General features: G+C 64.9%; 9 protein-coding genes. 5 read left to right on the forward strand and 4 right to left on the reverse strand.

Annotated elements, in window-relative coordinates; all coding sequences use genetic code 11:
* Positions 1-1,399: 1,399 nt before the first annotated feature.
* Complete coding sequence (dinG, locus tag A4F85_RS23780; protein ID WP_082848250.1) at positions 1,400-3,574, reverse strand: ATP-dependent DNA helicase DinG; 2,175 nt, start codon at positions 3,572-3,574, stop codon at positions 1,400-1,402.
* Between the two features lie 803 nt (positions 3,575-4,377).
* Between dinG and A4F85_RS23785 the strand changes: the two genes are divergently transcribed.
* The 5 genes from A4F85_RS23785 (at position 4,378) to A4F85_RS23805 (ending at position 12,443) form a co-directional block, all read left to right on the forward strand.
* Entirely contained in the window at positions 4,378-5,526 is a 1,149-nt protein-coding gene (locus A4F85_RS23785; RefSeq protein WP_063327871.1) for an efflux RND transporter periplasmic adaptor subunit, read from the forward strand.
* Between the two features lie 21 nt (positions 5,527-5,547).
* Positions 5,548-8,652, forward strand: coding sequence for an efflux RND transporter permease subunit (locus tag A4F85_RS23790; protein WP_013799936.1), 3,105 nt, complete (start codon positions 5,548-5,550; stop codon positions 8,650-8,652).
* A gap of 307 nt (positions 8,653-8,959) precedes the next feature.
* On the forward strand, positions 8,960-10,096 hold the full coding sequence (locus A4F85_RS23795) for a TolC family protein (RefSeq protein ID WP_231890602.1): 1,137 nt from the start codon (positions 8,960-8,962) through the stop codon (positions 10,094-10,096).
* Positions 10,097-10,327: 231 nt separating this feature from the next.
* Complete coding sequence (locus A4F85_RS23800) at positions 10,328-11,032, forward strand: response regulator transcription factor (protein WP_017407046.1); 705 nt, start codon at positions 10,328-10,330, stop codon at positions 11,030-11,032.
* 4 nt (positions 11,033-11,036) lie between these two features.
* The gene (locus A4F85_RS23805) at positions 11,037-12,443 is read left to right on the forward strand and encodes a sensor histidine kinase (protein ID WP_063327873.1); all 1,407 of its coding nucleotides are present in this window, start codon (positions 11,037-11,039) and stop codon (positions 12,441-12,443) included.
* Positions 12,444-12,613: 170 nt separating this feature from the next.
* Here the strand turns inward: A4F85_RS23805 and A4F85_RS23810 are convergent, their stop codons facing one another.
* The 3 genes from A4F85_RS23810 to A4F85_RS23820 are packed head-to-tail and all read right to left on the reverse strand — an operon-like array spanning position 12,614 to position 17,568.
* Positions 12,614-13,012, reverse strand: coding sequence for a YkgJ family cysteine cluster protein (locus A4F85_RS23810; protein WP_063327874.1), 399 nt, complete (start codon positions 13,010-13,012; stop codon positions 12,614-12,616).
* A 48-nt stretch (positions 13,013-13,060) separates the two neighbouring features.
* Positions 13,061-14,263, reverse strand: coding sequence for a Wadjet anti-phage system protein JetD domain-containing protein (locus A4F85_RS23815; protein ID WP_082848252.1), 1,203 nt, complete (start codon positions 14,261-14,263; stop codon positions 13,061-13,063).
* The gene (locus A4F85_RS23820) at positions 14,260-17,568 is read right to left on the reverse strand and encodes an ATP-binding protein (protein WP_231890603.1); all 3,309 of its coding nucleotides are present in this window, start codon (positions 17,566-17,568) and stop codon (positions 14,260-14,262) included. The genes A4F85_RS23815 and A4F85_RS23820 overlap by 4 nt, the downstream gene beginning before the upstream one ends.
* Between the last annotated feature and the right edge of the window lies 1 nt (position 17,569).

Here is a 17,569-nt window from a genome sequence, read left to right on the forward strand (position 1 = left end):
GCAGCAGCGGAGCAGCATCCACCACAGGGTTTGAAGTGTCTTAAGTTGTTGATTTTTATAAGACAAATTCAGTTATCAACAATTAAGCACTTCACTTACTACTACTACTAATTAAAAAATAAGAGAGATAGGAATAACAGCCAAGGACGGTTTTTCACAGCGGCAAGACCGTTCGGGATAAAAAAAGGCAGCCGGTCCATCAGGAAAAACGGCCTGTCAACAGGTCACAGCACTGCCAGACCATGTGATCTTCCATGTCTGGCAAGCCTTCTTTTCACCTGGATAATCTGAAAAATCCTTATAGATCAACAACTTGAAGTGCAATAAAGGAAAAAATGCACCTCGCACAAAACTGTGGATAGATGAAGACCAACTCAACAGTTATCCACAGAAAAAATCGAAACGGGCAAACTATCCCCGTTCAGGAGACACCGGGAACAGGGCTTTGATCACATGTTTTTCAATCGGGCAAGACATTGTTTTTTTTGAGGAATATTGAGTTATCCACAGAGATGTCATGCCTCTACTACTACGACTATTCTTTATAAGAAGATCAAAGAACAACCGAAGGCGAAGTCACGCGGGAAGCGAAGGCCGAACGGTTTTTCAAAAAAAAACAGACGTGCCAGGTTGTCTGGAGCCTGGGCATGTCCAGACGAGGGACTGCTCCAGCGAAATTGGCGCGCCTGTGTTCAAAAAAATTCCGGATCGGTTCGCTCGCCATGGCTGTATGGACGAAGACGCACGAAGACAAGACTTCCTCGCGGCCTCGCAGGAACGCTGTGGAACGGCCGCTTTTCCACAACGGGCTGTGCACTGGACGTGGAAGACTTCAGGAAAACGCGGCCTGCCAGGCGGACGCAAGCGGATGCGCCAGAGGCAGTGTTCGGTCATTCAAAAAAATTCAACCCCTTGTTGTCAGCCTGCAAGAGGACTGCGCATCCAGATCAGGAGCAGCAGATCCAGTCCAGGCAAGGGCAATCACGAAAAGTGATGGCTGCTGGCGCACCAGGGCAAGAGGACGTGAATCAGCCCGAGCGCTTCAGCGGCCTGCAGAGGACCGTGGAGGCTTGGCAGCTGTCAGGCCCTGGGTTGCCCGCGCCAGCGCGTCCTGGGCGTTCTGCTGGCCCGTTGGCGGGGTATGGCGGGTATGGCCGGGCCGGGGAGCAGGCACGGTCTGCGAGATCCAGCGGTATCCGCGGGATCCGGGGACCGTGCTGCACGGAGATGCGGGAGCCGGGAAACACGGTTACCCACAGGCTGTGTACAAGTGGCCTGTGGGCAATCGGCAAGCTCGATAATTGAAAAAACCAGCCGTGATCAATGACTTGCGTATGCAAGGGAATGCAGTGGCGACAGGGCGCGGCCTGTTTTTCGCATGCTTTCCACAGGGTCCGGCTCAGCGTGCCGGGCGGCGCTGCAAGGCAAAGGGCGGCAGGCCCTTGAGCAGCTGCTGGCCATAGCTGGTGTTCACCAGGCGCCGGTCATAGCAATACACATGGGCCTGGTCTTCCTCGGTGCGTATGGCGCGGCCCACCCACTGGGCCAGGCGGATCGCCGTGGCCGGCACCACCAGCTCATTGAAGGGGTTGTGGCCGCTGCTGCGCAGCCACTCGGCCCGGGCCTCGCCCACGGGGTCATCGGGCGGGGCAAAGGGCAGCTTGGTGATGAACAGGGACTCGCACAGCGCGCCGGGCAGGTCCAGGCCCTCGCCGAAGGACTGCATGCCGAAGATGATGGAGGGCTCGCCCATCTCCACGGCATCGCGGTGGCGGGCCAGCAGCAGGGCGCGGGGCATGGCCGTCTGCACCAGCACCTGCGAGCGCATGGCCGTGGACAGCGCATCCACCGCCAGGCGCATCTGCTCGCGCGATGTGAACAGCACCAGGGCGCCTGCCTGCACGCGGGACAGGTCGCCCAGCAGCGCGTCCACCATCTCCTGGGTGAAGCGGGCGGCCTCCTTGGGGTCGGCCACGGTTTCGCGCGCCACCAGGGTGCCCTGGCGCGCGTAGTCGAAGGGGCTGGGCACTTCCAGCGTGGTCACGGCCGCATCGTCGTGCAGGCCTGCCTCGCGCAAAAAGAAGTCGAATTGTCCACAGCTGGTCAGGGTGGCCGACGTGAGCACGGCTCCGCGCACCTGGGACCACAGGTGGTGGCGCAGCGTGGCACCGGGCAGGATGGGGCTGGCATGGGCCTTGACCACGATGTACTCGCCATCTGTCTCCAACGTGAACCATTTGGCATTGGGAACGCGGCTACTGTCGTCATCCTGCGCTGGCTGCTGCATCAGCAGCTGGGCCGTGTCATAGACGGATTCCAGGCGGGGAGCCAGTGCGCCAACCTGTGCATAAGCTGTAGACAGCCTGCGTGCTTCCTCTGGATTGTCCTTGATGGCGGCGCGCAGTGCCTTGGAGATGGCGCGCAGCGCATCCAGAAAGCTGTTGGCATGGTGGGCGGCCTTGCCCAGAGGCTCCAGCAGGGGCTCGGGCAGCATGCCGCGCGGTGCGCGCACCCGCGCCGGCCCCCAGCTGTCCTTTTGCGACTTGAGCGTGTCGCCGTACAGCTCCATCACCAGGCGCGCCAGTTCCTGCAGCTGCTGGCGCAGCTGGCTGGCATGGCTGGGCAGGTCGGCCAGTTCCTCCACTTCGACCAAGGTATTCACGCGCAGGGCGCGGCTGGTCAGCTTGTCTATCCAGCCCAGGCGGCTCAGGTCCATCTCGCCGGCGAATTGGCCCAGCGCCGTGGCGGGCAGATGGTGGGCTTCGTCCAGCACCAGCAGGCAGTTGTCCAGCTCGGGCAGCAGCCGCGCACCCAGGGAGGACAGCAGCAGATCGTGGTTGGCCACGATGACCTGGGCGGCCACCAGGTCCTTGCGGCGCTCGTAGTAGACGCAGTTGCTGAAGGCCGGGCAGTGCTTGCCGGTGCAGGACGAGGATTCGGCCGCCACGGGGCTCCAGGCCTCGGCCTCGGGAGGGGTCTCCAGAGAGTCGCGGTCGCCGTCCCAGGCCTGGGACGCCAGCGCGTTGGCCATGCTTTTGTAGAACTGCATGCGCGCCTCCAGCTCCTGGGCCGGGCGTGCCACGCGGCTTTGGGCCTGCGCCTTTTCTTCGGCGAACAGATCGTCCAGATCCTCGTCCTGGGCCTCGCCGGTGCTGGCCAGCCGCTCCAGCTTGAGCTTGCAGACAAAGCGGCCCCGCCCCTTGGCCAGCGCGAATTTGAAGGGCTGCTCCAGCTGCTGGGCCAGCGCGGGCAGATCCTTGTTCACCAGCTGTTCCTGCAGGGCGACGGTGGCCGTGGAAATCAGCACGCGGGTGCCGCGCGCCAGCGCCATCGAAATGGCGGGAATGCTGTACGCCAGCGATTTGCCCACCCCCGTTCCGGCCTGCACCACGGCAATGGACCGGATGGGCTCCGGTGCGCCCTCATCGATTTTTCCCAGCTGGGCCTGGCTGAAGGTCTGCGCGATCTGGGCCGCCATTTTTCGCTGCCCCTCACGATTTCGGAACCCTGGGATGGCCCCGACCACGTCATCAAAGGATTTCAGGGCCTGATCAGCCCATTTTTTTTCATGCATTTCGGCGTGTTTTGACCAAATGGATCATCTTGGTCCATCTGTTTATAAAGATTCGTACAGTGATATGTATTAAATAAGATGCGAAATCTTATGAAATACAGCGCACAAAGCGCGTTTTTCGTATGCCGTACAGCCTACAAGCTGCCCGTCATATGGATCACTGAACCCGCCAATCGCATGTGTGCACAGGTGGGTATCGGTCACCGGAATGGACATCTGTCCACCGGCTGTTCCTGGATTGTTCCCATGGCCGTTGGTGGCCATGCGCGTGGCTGCATCCACAGTCTTGCCCACAGCGGTCAGGGCGTTCGGCCTGTGGTCAATCCTGTGTGCATGTTGTTGGCATGCTTGTGGATTGATTGGGTGATTGTCGCCATTCACCGTTGATTTGCAACGGATTTTTCATGGGTTCAGGTTCCCCGCGATTTCCAGAAGATGGTGGAAGTTGTCACCACTGTGGAAAACAGGGCCTGTGCAGATCTTTGGCTTTGCAGAGCGCGTTTTTCCCCGGGATATCCACAGGTCTGCGGCCGCTGCGGCCGCTGCGGCTTGGGCCTTGGTGCACCGCCAGGCGGCAGGTCCGTGGCGGCGCAGCGGATCGCGCTGGATCTCGAAAAAGCGCAGGCGATCCCTGCCAGGGATCGGCCCCGGGCGCCGGCCCAGGTACGCGAATGTCTTACCAAACGGTAATGAAGGCTTCACGCACGCAGGAAGATGCGTTTTCTAGCATCTGTTTCATCTCAGGAGACAAGGGTCGGCTCGCTGCAGTCCCTGCGCTCCAAGCATGGATTGAAGGGGCAAGAATGATCAAGACATTTGCGGGCCTGCCCAAGGCAGCCCGGTTTCCGGCGGCATCGGCATGCGCTGCCATCGCCGTGGCCTGCCTTGTGGCGGGCTGCGATGCATCCAAGGCATCGGCACAGAACGAACCTGCCGCGCAGGCGCCCGCGCCGGCCGGCGTGGTGCGGGTCAAGCCCGAGTCGCTGAAGATGCTGGACATCGCCGTGGTCGCCGATCCGCAGGGCACGCAAATGGCCTGGGCGCCCGCGCGTGTGGCCTTTGCCGAGGACCGCGTGGCCACCGTCTCGGTGCCGCTGGCCGCGCGCGTGGTGTCGGTTCGTGCCCACGTGGGTGACATCGTCAAGGCCGGCGACGAGCTGGCCACCCTGGTCAGCCCCGAGGCGCTGCGCGTGCGCTACGAGGTGGAAGCTGCCCGCAGCGCGCATGACGTGGCAACCGTGGAAGTGCGGCGCCAGCAGACCATGGTGGACAAGGGCGTGGGCGTGGAAGTGGATCTGCGTGCCGCCCAGGCCAAGCTGCGCGAGTCGGCCCAGGAGCTGGCGCGTGCCCAGGGCACGTCGGCGCTGCTGGGGCAAGGTGGCGGCGACCGGCTGGTGCTGCGTGCGCCGCGCGCCGGCGTGGTGGCCGAGCGCAAGGCCGTGGTCGGCGCCTCGGTCGAGCCCAGCGGCGAGCTGTTCCTGATCGGCGATCCAGCCGCCATGAACGTGGTGGCCGATGTCTTTGAAAGCGATCTGCCCGGCATCCGCCTGGGCAGTGCCGTGCAGGTCGATGTGCCGCAGCTGCCCAAGCCCCTGACCGGCACGGTGCGCCACCTGGGCGCCACGCTGGACAAGGAGTCGCGCCGCGCCTCCGTCATCGTGCAGCTCGATGCACAGAACCCCGTGCTGCGTTCCGGCATGCAGGCGCGCGTGGGCCTGCAGGTCTCCAACGAGCACGAGATGCTGATCCCCGTGACGGCCGTGCTCATCAAGGATGAAAGCCGCAGCATCGTCTTCGTGCAGACCGGCGAGCAGCAGTTCGAGGCCCGCACCGTGGTGCTGGGCCGGCCCTCGCGCGGCATGGTGCCCGTGGTGTCGGGCCTGAAGTCGGGTGAAAAGATCGTCGTGCGCGGTGGCCTGCTGCTCGACGGCGCAGCCAGCCAGCTGCTCTGATCGCGGCCAGGAGACTCATCAATGCTGCGTTCCCTGATAGCGTTTGTGGTGCACCGGCGGCTCGTCGCCCTGTGTGCCACCCTGATCATCGCCATCTATGGCGTGTATTCATACCTGCACACGGCCATCGAGGCCTATCCCGATGTGACCAATGTGCAGGTCGGCGTGATTGCCCAGGCGCCGGGCCTGGCCCCCGAGGAGGTGGAGCGCCAGATCACCCAGCCGCTGGAGCGCGAGCTCAACGGCACGCCGGGCCTGGTGTCGCTGCGCTCGGAGAGCTACTTCGGCCTGGCCATGATCAACCTCGTCTTCAATGACGATGCCGACAGCTTCCATGCGCGCGCCGAGGTGTCGCAGCGCCTGCCCCAGGCCAATCTGCCCGACGGCGTGACGCCCGAGATGGCGCCCGACTACACGCCGCTGGGCAAGATCTTCTACTACCGCCTGAAGAGCGACCGCCACACGCTGGCACAGCTGCGCACCGAGCAGGAATGGCGCGTGGTCCGCACCCTCAAGCAGGTGCAGGGCGTGGCCGACGTGGTCAGCATCGGCGGCTTCGTCAAGGAGTACCACGTCGAGGTGGATCCCGAGAAGCTGTATGCGCTGGGCCTGTCGCTGGAAGACGTGAGCGATGCCCTGTCCAAGTCCAACCGCAACGTGGGCGGCGGCCTGATGCGCCGCGGCGAGCAGTCGCTGATCATCCGCGGCATCGGCCTGCTGCGCACGCCGCAGGAGATCCAGGGCGTGGTCGTGGCCATGCGCGGCAGCGCGCCCGTGACCATTGGCGACGTGGCGCGCGTGGTGCAGTCGCACACGCCGCGCCAGGGCTCGGTGGGCATGGACGATGCCGACGACGTGGTCCAGGGCATCGTGCTGCTCAAGCGCGGCGAGAACCCCTCGGTGGTGCTGGACCAGATCCATGCCAAGGTGGCCGCGCTCAATGACGGCGGCCTGCCCGAGGGCATGCACATGGAGACCAACTACGACCGCTCCGACCTGGTCGGCCACACGCTGGGCACGGTGCAGCACAACCTGCTGTTCGGCGCCACGCTGATCGTGGGCGTGCTGTGGCTGTTCCTGCGCAGCCTGCGCGGCTCGCTGATCGTGGCCACGGTGATCCCGCTGTCGCTGCTGGTGGCCTTCATCGGCCTGCACCTGCTGGGCATGCCGGCCAACCTGATCTCCATGGGCGCCATCGACTTCGGCATCATGGTGGACGGCGCCGTGGTGCTGGCCGAGAACATCATCCGCAACGCCCGCCTGCGCAAGCCGCAGACGCAGGCGGACATGCGCCACATCATCATCGACTCGGCCGTGGCCGTGGCCAAGCCCACGCTGTTCGCCATGGCCATCGTGATCGCGGCGCTGATCCCCGTGTTCTCGCTGGAAAGCATCGAGGGCCGCATCTTCCGTCCGCTGGCCATGACCTACAGCTTCGCGCTGCTGGGCGCCCTGGTCTTCGCCATGGGCCTGGTGCCGGCGCTGTGCGCGCTGTTCCTCAAGCCCCAGCACGTGATGGTGGAAGAGCCCAAGATCTTCGATCGCGCGCACCACGGCTACCAGCACTGGATCGGCACCCTGCTGGGTGCCGGGCGCCGCCGCGTCATCGTCATCGTCGGCTCGCTCGCCATCCTGGTGGCGGCCGGCCTGTCGGCGGCCTGGCTGGGCACGGAATTCCTGCCCGAGCTCGATGAAGGCGATGCCTACGTGCTGGTGCAGATGCCGGCATCTATCTCGCTCGAAAAGGGCCAGGAAGTGCTGCGCGACGTGCGCCTGCGCCTGAAGACCTTCCCCGAGGTGATCACCGTCACCACCGAGCAGGGCCGGCCCGAGTCCGGCACCGACAACGAGACGCTGAACCTGGCCAAGGTGCTGGTGCGCCTGAAGGGCCACGGCGAATGGCGCAAGGGCCTGACCAAGCCCCAGCTCATCGAGCAGATGCGCGCCACGCTGAGCGAGATTCCGGGCGTGTCGTTCAACTTCGCCCAGCCCATCCGCGACAGCGTGGAGGAATCGACGTCCGGCGCGCGCGGCCAGGTGGTGCTCAAGGTCTTCGGTCCCGACATTCCGCAACTGCGCGCCATCCTGCAGCAGACCGTGGACCTGGTGAAGGACATCGACGGCGTGGTCGATCTGGGCCTGTACCGCGATGCGCCTGCACCCCAGGTCCACGTGGAGTTCGACCGCCAGTCGCTGGCGCGCCAGGGCATTGCCATGGAGACCGCGCAAAAGACGCTGGAGGCGGCGCTGGCCGGCAACATCTCCACCACGCTGTGGGAGGGCGAGTACCCCGTGCCCGTGCGCGTGCGCCTGCCCTATGTGGACCGCATGGATGAGGAGCGCATCCGCAACATCGCCATCCCCCTGCCCAACGGCGGCTCGGTGCCGCTGCATTCGGTGGGCCAGGTCGCCATCAAGATCGGCAACTCCTCCATCTTCCGCGAAGGCAATGCGCGCTACATGGCGCTCAAGTTCAACGTGGAAGGCCGCGACATCGGCTCCGTGGTCAAGGACACGCTGGCCACGTTCAAGAAGAACGTGAAGATCCCCGAGGGCTACCAGGCCGTCTGGGGCGGCGAGTGGGAGAACCAGCAGCGCGCGGCCGCACGCCTGAAGATCGTGGTGCCGCTGTCGCTGATCATCGTCTACGCCCTGCTGTTCGGCGCGCTGGGCCAGGCGCGCAGCGCCGGCATCATCTTGCTGTGCGCGCCCTTCACCATGGTGGGCGGCATCGCGGCCCTGCACTTTGCGGGCATCGAGCTGTCCATCAGCGCGGCCATCGGCTTCATCGCGCTGCTGGGACAGGTGGCGCTGGCCGGCCTGCTGGTGATCTCGGCCGTGGAGGAATTGCGACGGCAGGGCATGCCCATGATGCAGGCCCTGGTCGAGGGCGCTGCCGAGCGCATGCGCTCCATCGTGCTCGTGGCGCTGCTGGCGCTGCTGGGCCTGCTGCCCATGGCACTGTCCACGGGCGTGGGCAGCGAGACGCAAAAGCCCTTCGCCTCCGTGATCGTGGGCGGCATGGTGGTGCTGCCCCTGGTGGCCCTGGTGCTGCTGCCCGTGCTCTATGCGCTGCTGGGACCCAAGAACATGTTGACGCAGGAAGAACTCGATGAAAAAGAGTAAGCACCCCCTGAGCGGCTGCGCCGCTTCCCCCGTGTGCACGGCGCCCTCTCTCGCTTCGCGGGAGGGGGACGACGCCATCGCCGCGAGGCGGCTCTTGCTTGGCGTCTCTGATTTGGGCCGTGCCGGTTTTGCGGGTCGTTCACCTTATCGGGCCCTGTTTGTGGCTGTGGCGCTGTGCTGGGGGGCGGGTTCTGCGCTTGCGCAGCAGGCTGTACCCGCTGTACCGGGCGGGGCGGCTGTGCCGGCCATCACTGCGGTGCCTGCCTCCGAGGTGGCTCCGGCGGCGGCGCCGCAGCAGCCGGTGGGGATGCAGGAGTATCTGCAGATGGTGGTGCGCAACCAGCCCCAGCTGGCGGCGCAGCGGCTGCAGATCGGGATTGCGCAGGCGGACAGCCGCACGGCGGCGGCGTTTCCCAATCCCACGGCGTCGTACAGCAGCAAGCCGGGCGAGAAGCAGTGGGGCATCGAGCAGCCGCTGCCCATCTTCGGCCAGCGGCGTTTGCGCATGGAGAACGCGCGCAAGGGCGAGACGGCGGCGCGTGCCAATGTCGAGGTGGCCGTGGCCACCACGCTCAATGATGCAGCCACGGCCTTCATCGACCTGCTGATGACGCAGCAGCGCCTGAAGGTCTGGGAAGAGGCGCAGGAGTCGCTGAACGGCGCAGGCAATATCGTGCGCGGCCAGATCGAGGCCGGCGCGCGCAGCCGCTATGACGGCGCCCGCCTGAGCCTGCAGCAGGCCCAGATGGCCATGCAGGTCAGCCAGGCCCAGTCGGACTGGCAGGACGCCGCCTCGCATGCCGCCGCCCTGGCCGCCCTGCCCCAATGGGCGCCGCGCGCCACGGGCAGCCTGCAGGCCGTGCCCGTGGGCCAGCTGCTGCACGAGCAGGAGCTTTGGGAAGCTGCGCGCCAGCGCCTGCCGGCCCTGGTCGCTGCCCAGGCCGAGCTGGACCAGCTGCGCCACAAGGTCGAGCTGGAGCGCCGCGAGGCCCTGCCCACGCCCAGCGTGAGCGTGGCGCGCGTGCGCAACCGCCTTGACGGCAACTACAACCAGATCGGCGTGTCGGTGGAGCTGCCGCTGTTCGATCGCCGCGAAGGCCCTATCGCGCGTGCCCAGGTGGAGGCCGAACAGGCCCAGCTGCGCTACGACGCCGCGTTGATCGAGGCGCGTACCGAGCTGCAGCGCGCCATCAAGCAACTGAAGCTGCGCCGCGATGCCGTGCGCGCCTACGAAAAGCAGGGCCTGGCCCAGATCGCGCCGCTCAACCAGATGGCCCAGGATGCCTACAAGCTGGGCCAGGGCTCCATCCTGGAGCTGATCGATTCGCTGGGATCGATCAACGAGCACCGCCTGGAGCACCTGGACCTGGTCAAGGAAATGATGCTGGCCGAGTGGCAGGTGCGCGTGGCCAGCGGCGATCTGCCGATGTGGGCAGCGCCCTGAGGCGCTTGACGCCCTTCCCCTCCCGCTGTGCGGGAGGGGCGGTCGGACCCTGGGTGGCACCCCGCGGTGTGCCTGGTCCGGATCACGCCAGTTTCATGCGGTGCGATGCCGCGCAGCGCAGCCCAAGGCTGAAAAGAGGTGGTAAACATGCCGGCACCCCCACCGATATCGGCGGAGTCTGGCGCGCCGTATAGTGTCTGCCTCAGTTTCGAGTCAGGCCCTGCCGCCCGCATGTACCGCTATCTCATCATCGAAGACGACGCGCTGAACGCGCGCTACATCGCCGAAGGCCTGCGCCAGCAGGGCGCGCAGGTGGCGGTGTGCAGCGATGGTGTGCAGGGCATCGCCATGGCCGTGGGCGAGAGCTGGGATGTGATCATCCTCGACCGCATGCTGCCCAACGGCTTCGACGGCCTGCAGATCCTGCAGACGCTGCGCTCCATGGGCAAGCAGACCCCGGTGCTGGTGCTCAGCGCCCTGTCGGCCACGGACGAGCGCGTGCGCGGCCTCAAGGCCGGCTGCGACGACTACCTGACCAAGCCCTTTGCCTTCTCCGAACTCTCGGCGCGCCTGGAGGCCCTGGTGCGCCGCGCCCAGATCCCGGCCCCTGCGCGCGAGATGCGCCTGGCCGACCTGCGGCTGAACCTGCTCACGCGCAGCGCCGAGCGCGCGGGCCAGCCGCTGGCCCTGCAGCCGCGCGAGTTCCGCCTGCTGGCCTTTTTGATGCAGCACGCGCACCAGATCGTCACGCGAACCATGCTGCTGGAGTCGGTGTGGGACTACCGGTTCGACCCGCAGACCAATGTCATCGACGTGCACATCAGCCGCCTGCGCGGCAAGGTGGACAAGGGCTTCGAGCCTGCGCTGATCCACACCGTGCGCGGCGTGGGCTACAGCCTGTCGGACCGGCCGCAGGACCTGCCGCAGGTGGCCTGATCCCATGTCGCTGGCCAAGCCCTGGAGCTCCACGGCCTTCCGGCTGGCGCTGACCTACGGCGTGCTGCTGGTGCTGACCATGTCCATCGTGCTGTCGGTGTTCTACGTGCAGACCGTGGGCGTGCTGCGCATGCGCATGGACCGGCAGGCCGAGAACCACATGCGCCGCCTGGTCGAGCACCGCGAAAAGTACGGCGAGCCCGCGCTGGAGGCCGAGATCCAGCAGACCCTGCTGGACGGCGTCAACACCGATACCGAAATCCTCATCCTCATGGATGGCGACGGCAATCCCATCATCGGCAACGCCGACGTGGTGCCCGCACGCCGCCTGACGGAGATGGGCGTGCGCGATCTCAAGGTGCGGCGCAACGGCCGCATCATCGCGGGCCGCGTGGCCGTGGCCCAGCTGTCCGACGGCAAGCTGCTGGCCGTGGGCAGCGACATGCAGGTGCAAAGCGATGTGGAGGAGCTGTTCGGCCGCGCCAGCCTGCTGGCCGGCCTGGTGGCCCTGGGCATGGCCGTGCTGGGCGCCGGGGCCTTCCGGCGCGTGGTGGAAGAGCGTGCCGCCGACATCCGCAGCACCATGGCGCGCGTGGCCACGGGCGACCTGCGCCAGCGCATTCCGGTCACGCGCCGCGACGATGAGTTCACGCTGCTCAACCGCGACATCAACACCATGCTGGACCGGCTGGAACTGCTGATGGACGGCATACGCCATGTCTCCAACACCATCGCCCACAACCTGCGCACGCCGCTGACGCGCATCCTGCTGCGCCTGCGCAATGCCCAGCAGGCCACGCCCGAGGAAAAGAACGAGACGCTGGCGCTGGTGGCCCAGGAAGTGGCCGAGCTGGGTGTGGTCTTCGACAAGCTGCTGCAGATCGCCGAAGTGGAAAGCGGCGCCAGCCGCAAGAACTTCGCGCCCGTGGACCTGCGTGCCCTGCTGGTCGACGTGGTGGAGTTCTACGAACCGCTGGTCGAGGACGCAGGCGGCGTGCTGCGCCTGGAGGTCGAGGGCACGCCCATGGCGCTGGGTGACGGCGACCTGCTGGCCAGCGCCGTGGCCAACCTCGTGGACAACGCCATCAAGTACGGATCACTGCCCGACAGCGACCACGGCGCCGACATGCTGCTGCGCGCGGGCGTGGCCCACGAGCACGGCATGGACGGCGGCGCCTGGGGCGTGGAAATCATCGTGCAGGACCGCGGCCCCGGCGTTGACGCGCAGACGCGCGAGAAGATGAGCACCCGCTTTTACCGCGCCGAATCGGACCGCGAAGGCTATGGCCTGGGCCTGGCCAGCGTGCTGGCCATCGTGCAGCTGCACGGCGGCAAGCTGGGCTTCGAGAACATGCATCCGGGGCTGCAGGCGCGCATCTGGCTGCCGGGCTTGCCTGGCAACTCCCCCTGAGCGGCTTACGCCGCTTCCCCATGTCTACCCGCTTCGCGGGGGAGGGGGACGACACCCTCGGTGCGGGACGGCCCTTCCTCGGCGTCCCTGGCCTGGGTTGTGCCAGTTTCAAGCGCTTTTGGCTATTGCTGGAACTTGCAGGAGTTGAAAGTCTTGAGCAACAGCTGCTGTCAGCGGTCCTTGTGACCGTAGGCGCAAAAGCCGGGCTTGGGCCCCTTCTTGGGGTGCAGGCGACAGGTTTCAGGCCGCTTGTCGTATACCGTGCAGCGCCGCGACTTGGCATCCAGGAAATTGCAGTCCCCGCTGGCGCGCCGCGCCATGGTGAAGATGTTGTGCTTGGGGTTGTAGTGGTCGATCAGCCGCATCTTCATCAGCCGTTTGGCGATGAGCTTGGGCTCCACGTTGTCCACCTCGAACGGATCCACCAGCTCCAGCCGCACCAGATCGGGCAGGAGCACCTCCAGCGGCATGGTGCAGCAGTTGGCCGCACAGCTGTCGCACATGCCGGGCTTGTATTTGCTCCAGGAGTCGAGGCGGTCGACGTCGACGATGCTGATGGGGGATCTCATGGGGTGCGCATTGTGCACCGTTGCGGCATCTGGGAGTTGTGCAGGGCCTTAGGTTGCCGGTAAATCCTGGGGCATCGAGAAGCCCAGCCAGTTTTCAACGGCCTGCAACACCGCCGCACGCGGCAGGAATTCCTGTTCCAGGCGGCCTTTCTCCAGCGTGCGCAGGTGCTGGTCCAGCGCGGCTTCGTCGGGCCTCAGTGCGTCGGGTGGCGGGGTTTCGGCATGCACGGGCTCAGCGACTGCAAGCCTTGAGTGGGTGTGGAAACTGGCCGGATCCATCAACAGCGGGTGCAGATGGGGCAGGTGCCGGCGCGCGCTGGCCAGCATGGCCAGGCCCCAGGTGTCCATGTCACCCCAGTAGGCGACGTTGCAGCCCAGCAGCCATGGGGCGTCAAGCCACCCCAGGTTCAGGCCCGCGCCCAGGATGGCGATGGTGTCCGGTATCGGCTTGGGCAGTTGGTGCAGACATCGGTCGTTTTCAATCAGCAAAATGCGTTTTGCTGGCAAGGCCGTGTCATGCAACTCACTGGCTGTGATGCGCATTCGCTTGAATGGCAGCAATCCTTCTGCCAAAGGTGCGACCAGCAGCCAGTGCTCTCCTTCCTGGCTGGCTCCGAGGAAGGAGGCCAGGCCTTGGCGACTGGCTTCGCCCTCAAAGCGTACGTCGAGCAATGCTTTGAGCAGGCTTTCGTGATGTTCGAAGAACTTGCTGTCGTTTCCTGCAATAGCCAAGGCGCGCAGCGGCATTCCCTGCGCGCACCCAGGCTCCAGTTGTGTGGCCATTTGCACGGCTTTCACCACCTGCTCGGCAGGAAGATGCCGCCACAAAGCCAGGCGGCGCACCAGCAGTCGATGGAACATGGGATCCACTTCCGTCAGCACACTGGCCAGCGCTCGGTAGTCTGCGTGAATATCCGTGTGACCCGAGGCTCGCAGGGTGGTGATGGACGTCATCCAGTCGGACGGGCGCTGCAGGATCCAACGCGCGGGAATGTCGATAGGCGATGCGCCACTGCGGTACTGCCGACTGCGCCATTCAACCAGGCCCGGTCCGTGCTCGTGGATGCGCCTCCATTGCTGCAGGTGTTCGCGCAACTGCGCGCCGTCGTGCTGGAAGCTGTGCGCATCTGGCGCACCGATGGCCAGTTGCAAAGGCCATGCGCAGGGGCCGCCTAGCAGGCGCTGTTCACGCCAATTGGCAGACTGCCATTGGTTTGCCAGCAGATTTGCCAGCTGCTGCGGGGATTTCATGGCGCATGCTGCGCACCGGCGCGCAGGTGGGCCCTGTCATGCAGCTCTTGCCAACTGAGCGAAGCCAGCGTGGCTTGTTGGCCTCGGCGGTGCACCACGACCGCTGAGCGGGTGTGATTGCGCAGCAGACGCAGTTCCTTGTTGGGCGTGACGAACAGCGCATGCAGCCCGAATTCGCGCAGCGCCTGAATGATGCGTGCTGCCACCGCCTGCGAGCTTTTGGAGAACGCCTCGTCCAGCACGATGGTGCCGAATACCGGGCGATTGCGTCCCGAGGGACACAGCGCGTAGCTCAGTGAGGCGGTGAGCACATAGCTGGCGATGATTTCCTTTTCCCCTCCGCTGCCGCCTTGCGAGCCGGTGCGCCGCTCCAGCACCTGCCCGTTCGCTCTGTCCAGCACCTGTACGGCGAATTGCAGCCGATAGCGTGCATCCAGCAAGGCCTGCGCGGCCTTGGTGCGGCGATTGGCTGCGTGTTCGCGCAGCAGCTCCACCATGTTGCGCAGCGCCTGGTAGTGGCTGCGGCCTTCGTCATCGCGCAGCCGCTCCGAACGCAGCTCGGCCAACGCCTTGTGCAGGTTCTGCAGGCTTTGGTGCAGTACGGGCTGGGGATCGAGTTGCAGGTAGCGGCCGGGTTGGAAATCGACCCGCGCCAGCGTGCGGTTGAGCTCGCCTATGCGTTCGGTGATTTCGGTGACCTGTGTTTCTATGTTGCTGAGCAATGCGTTGACACCTTGCTCGGACGTGGTGTTGAGATAGTCCTGGAAGCGCTGGCGCTTCTCGGGCAGGGCCTCCTCCTCCAGCACGCCAAGCCGTTCCAGGTAGTGGGAAAGAGCTTCGATGTCCTGAGTTTGCTCGGCCAGTGCGCCGCTGTCTTCCCTTTGGGCCTTGCTCATCTGGCGAATGATGTCCTTGTGCAGTTCGGCCAACCTGGTGCGTTGCGTTTGTGACAGCCCATGAACTTCGTTCAGAGTGTGCCGCTCCTGGCCGGCAAGGCGGTCACAGTCGAACGCGGGCATGCCTCCGGGCAGCAAGTTTTCCAGACGGTGGCCCAGTTCGTACACGCCAGCGTCCGGGTCCAGCCGCGCCTTGTACTCTGCCAGCCGCTTTTCGGTGCTGATGTGCCGCTCTTCGAGTCCGGCGTGCTTGAGCCTGGATTGCAGCAGCACCTTGTCCGCATCCTGTCGGTGCTTTTGTGCGTCTGCCCAGCGCTTCTTGGCCTGGGCCGTATCTGACTGAGGATCCAGCAAGGCCTGCAGATGCGACTGCAGTCCTTGCAGCCTGGTCTCGATTGCGGCCGCATCCAGATCTTCAAAACGCAATTCTAGAAGCCTGTGCCACAGGCCCTGCAAGCTGGAGCATTCGGAATGAGTTGCCACTGCCGCCTGCTTTTGTTGATCCAGGGCTTGCCACTGCGCGGACTGCTCGTGCACTTGCCGTTCCAGCTGGGCCAGCCGGTCGCGGTTGTCGAAGCCGGTCATCCAGTCCTGGTCGATGCGCTTGTGGTCCTGCTTGTCGAAATGCAGTGCCTTGCCGGACATCAGTCCCTGCTGTGTCATCGCATGCGGTGTGCGCCGCAGCGCCTCGCTGTTTTCCACGCAGTGCCGGTCAAGATCCGCCAATAACCTGCGCAACGCACTTTGGTATGCGTGCGGCTTGAGGTTGAGCAGGCGGCAAAAGCCATCATCCCAGAATCGAACGGGCTCCTGAGGGTCGCGCACCTCCAGCAGCCGCACGTGCAGGCGGTTGTGGCGCTGGTTCACCCAGTCCAGAGCGGCTTGCATGTCCTGCGGCGGCACCATGATGCGCAACCGCTGGCTGCCGATGGCGCGTTCGATGGCACCGCGCCAAGCCTGCTGGTTCTTCTGGACTTCGATCAGCTCGGCGACGAAGGGCAGGTCCTCGGGCGCACGTTGCAACTGCTGTGCCAGTGCAGCGCGAAACTGCTGGAATTCCGTGGGCAGGTTGGAGCCTGGGCGCAGCCGTACCGCATGGAGTTCGGTCTGCAGCTGCTGAAGCATGCCGTGGGCATTGCGCTCACTGGTGACTGCGTCCTCGGCTGCCGCTAGAAGTTCAGCCTGCCGAGCCTCCAGCTGTTGCAGTGCAGGTTGCGCCTGTTGCTGGTGCTGTGCCAGCAGGGACGCGTTGAGAGAGGCTGTGCTGGCGTCCAGACCCAGATTGCGCGCCAGCTTGCGGTAGCTGGCCAAATGGGCCTGCTTTTGCCCCAGCACCGCTTCTTGCGTGGCGATGCTTTGCTCCAGCAGCTTGATGTCGCCGCCTCCGGAGCGCAGGTAGATTTCCAGCAAGCTCTGCTCATGGGCGCTGGCTTTGTCCAGTGCCGAACTATCGGTGTCTATCTGCTGCTGTTGCCGTTCCAACTGCTCCTGTAGCTGTGCGGCGCGATCGCCCCAAAGTTGCACGCCCTGCGTGGCAAACCATTGCGGCAGCGCCGCCTCGAGTGTGCGCAGTTCCTGCATGTGCAGTTGCTGATCCTGCTCCTGCCTTGCCAGCTCGCGCAGCGGCAACAAAGAAAGGTATTGCCGGTTGGCCAACTCCAGATCCGCATGGATGGAAGCCAGTTGATCAAAGCTGTCGGCAACGGCCAACGCCTCGTCGAACGCCGACTGGTCGTCGAGTACCAGCTCCCGGAAAATTTCATCGATGCTGTTGAGCTGCTTGAGGCCGGCAGCACGGTTGAGCAGCGTGAAGGCATTGGGGCCCACTTCGAAGAAACTTTGCAGACGTGCCAGATACGGGGATTTGCTGGTGAAGATCTGCAGGCCTTCGCAGCCTTTCTCCAGCCTGCCGAGAGCGCGTGCACCACCGCTGTGGTGTTCTTCCAGCCAAAGATCCAGGCTGTGCTGCGGGCCCTGCGCAAAGAACCATCGCCTTGTCATATCGCTGGCTGACGAGCTGCTGCCGTCGAACCAGAACAAGGCGCCGATAAGCACCGATTCGCCATCTGTCCGTACCAGCCGGGCGGCGATGCCGGTCACGCTGCGTCCGCTGCGTGCCAAGTGATCGTTGCCGTCTCCGGAGTGCCCTGGGCCACTGGCGCCGCGCACGTAGGAAACCAGATCCCGGTCGCTTTCATGACCTCCGGTGGAAGCCAGGTTGTAGCGAGGGTTCGCGCACAGCAAGGTCATCAATGCGTCGATCAGCGTGGTCTTGCCGCTGCCTGTGGGGCCGATGATGGCTGTATTGGCGATGTCTATGCCGGCCTGATGGCGACCCCCAAAGGCGCCCCAGTTGTACAGGTCCAGCTCATGCAGGGTGTAGCTGGAAGCTGGTGCCAGGGTTGTCATG

It is taken from the genome of Delftia sp. GW456-R20, from assembly GCF_001622915.1.
GTDB classification, from domain to species: Bacteria; Pseudomonadota; Gammaproteobacteria; order Burkholderiales; family Burkholderiaceae_C; genus Comamonas; species Comamonas acidovorans.

Coding starts and splice junctions, on each gene's coding strand:
- dinG (WP_082848250.1), bottom strand. CDS start 3,574: ATGCATGAAAAAAAATGGGCTGATCAGGCCCTGAAATCCTTTGATGAC.
- A4F85_RS23785 (WP_063327871.1), top strand. CDS start 4,378: ATGATCAAGACATTTGCGGGCCTGCCCAAGGCAGCCCGGTTTCCGGCG.
- A4F85_RS23790 (WP_013799936.1), top strand. CDS start 5,548: ATGCTGCGTTCCCTGATAGCGTTTGTGGTGCACCGGCGGCTCGTCGCC.
- A4F85_RS23795 (WP_231890602.1), top strand. CDS start 8,960: ATGCAGGAGTATCTGCAGATGGTGGTGCGCAACCAGCCCCAGCTGGCG.
- A4F85_RS23800 (WP_017407046.1), top strand. CDS start 10,328: ATGTACCGCTATCTCATCATCGAAGACGACGCGCTGAACGCGCGCTAC.
- A4F85_RS23805 (WP_063327873.1), top strand. CDS start 11,037: ATGTCGCTGGCCAAGCCCTGGAGCTCCACGGCCTTCCGGCTGGCGCTG.
- A4F85_RS23810 (WP_063327874.1), bottom strand. CDS start 13,012: ATGAGATCCCCCATCAGCATCGTCGACGTCGACCGCCTCGACTCCTGG.
- A4F85_RS23815 (WP_082848252.1), bottom strand. CDS start 14,263: ATGAAATCCCCGCAGCAGCTGGCAAATCTGCTGGCAAACCAATGGCAG.
- A4F85_RS23820 (WP_231890603.1), bottom strand. CDS start 17,568: ATGACAACCCTGGCACCAGCTTCCAGCTACACCCTGCATGAGCTGGAC.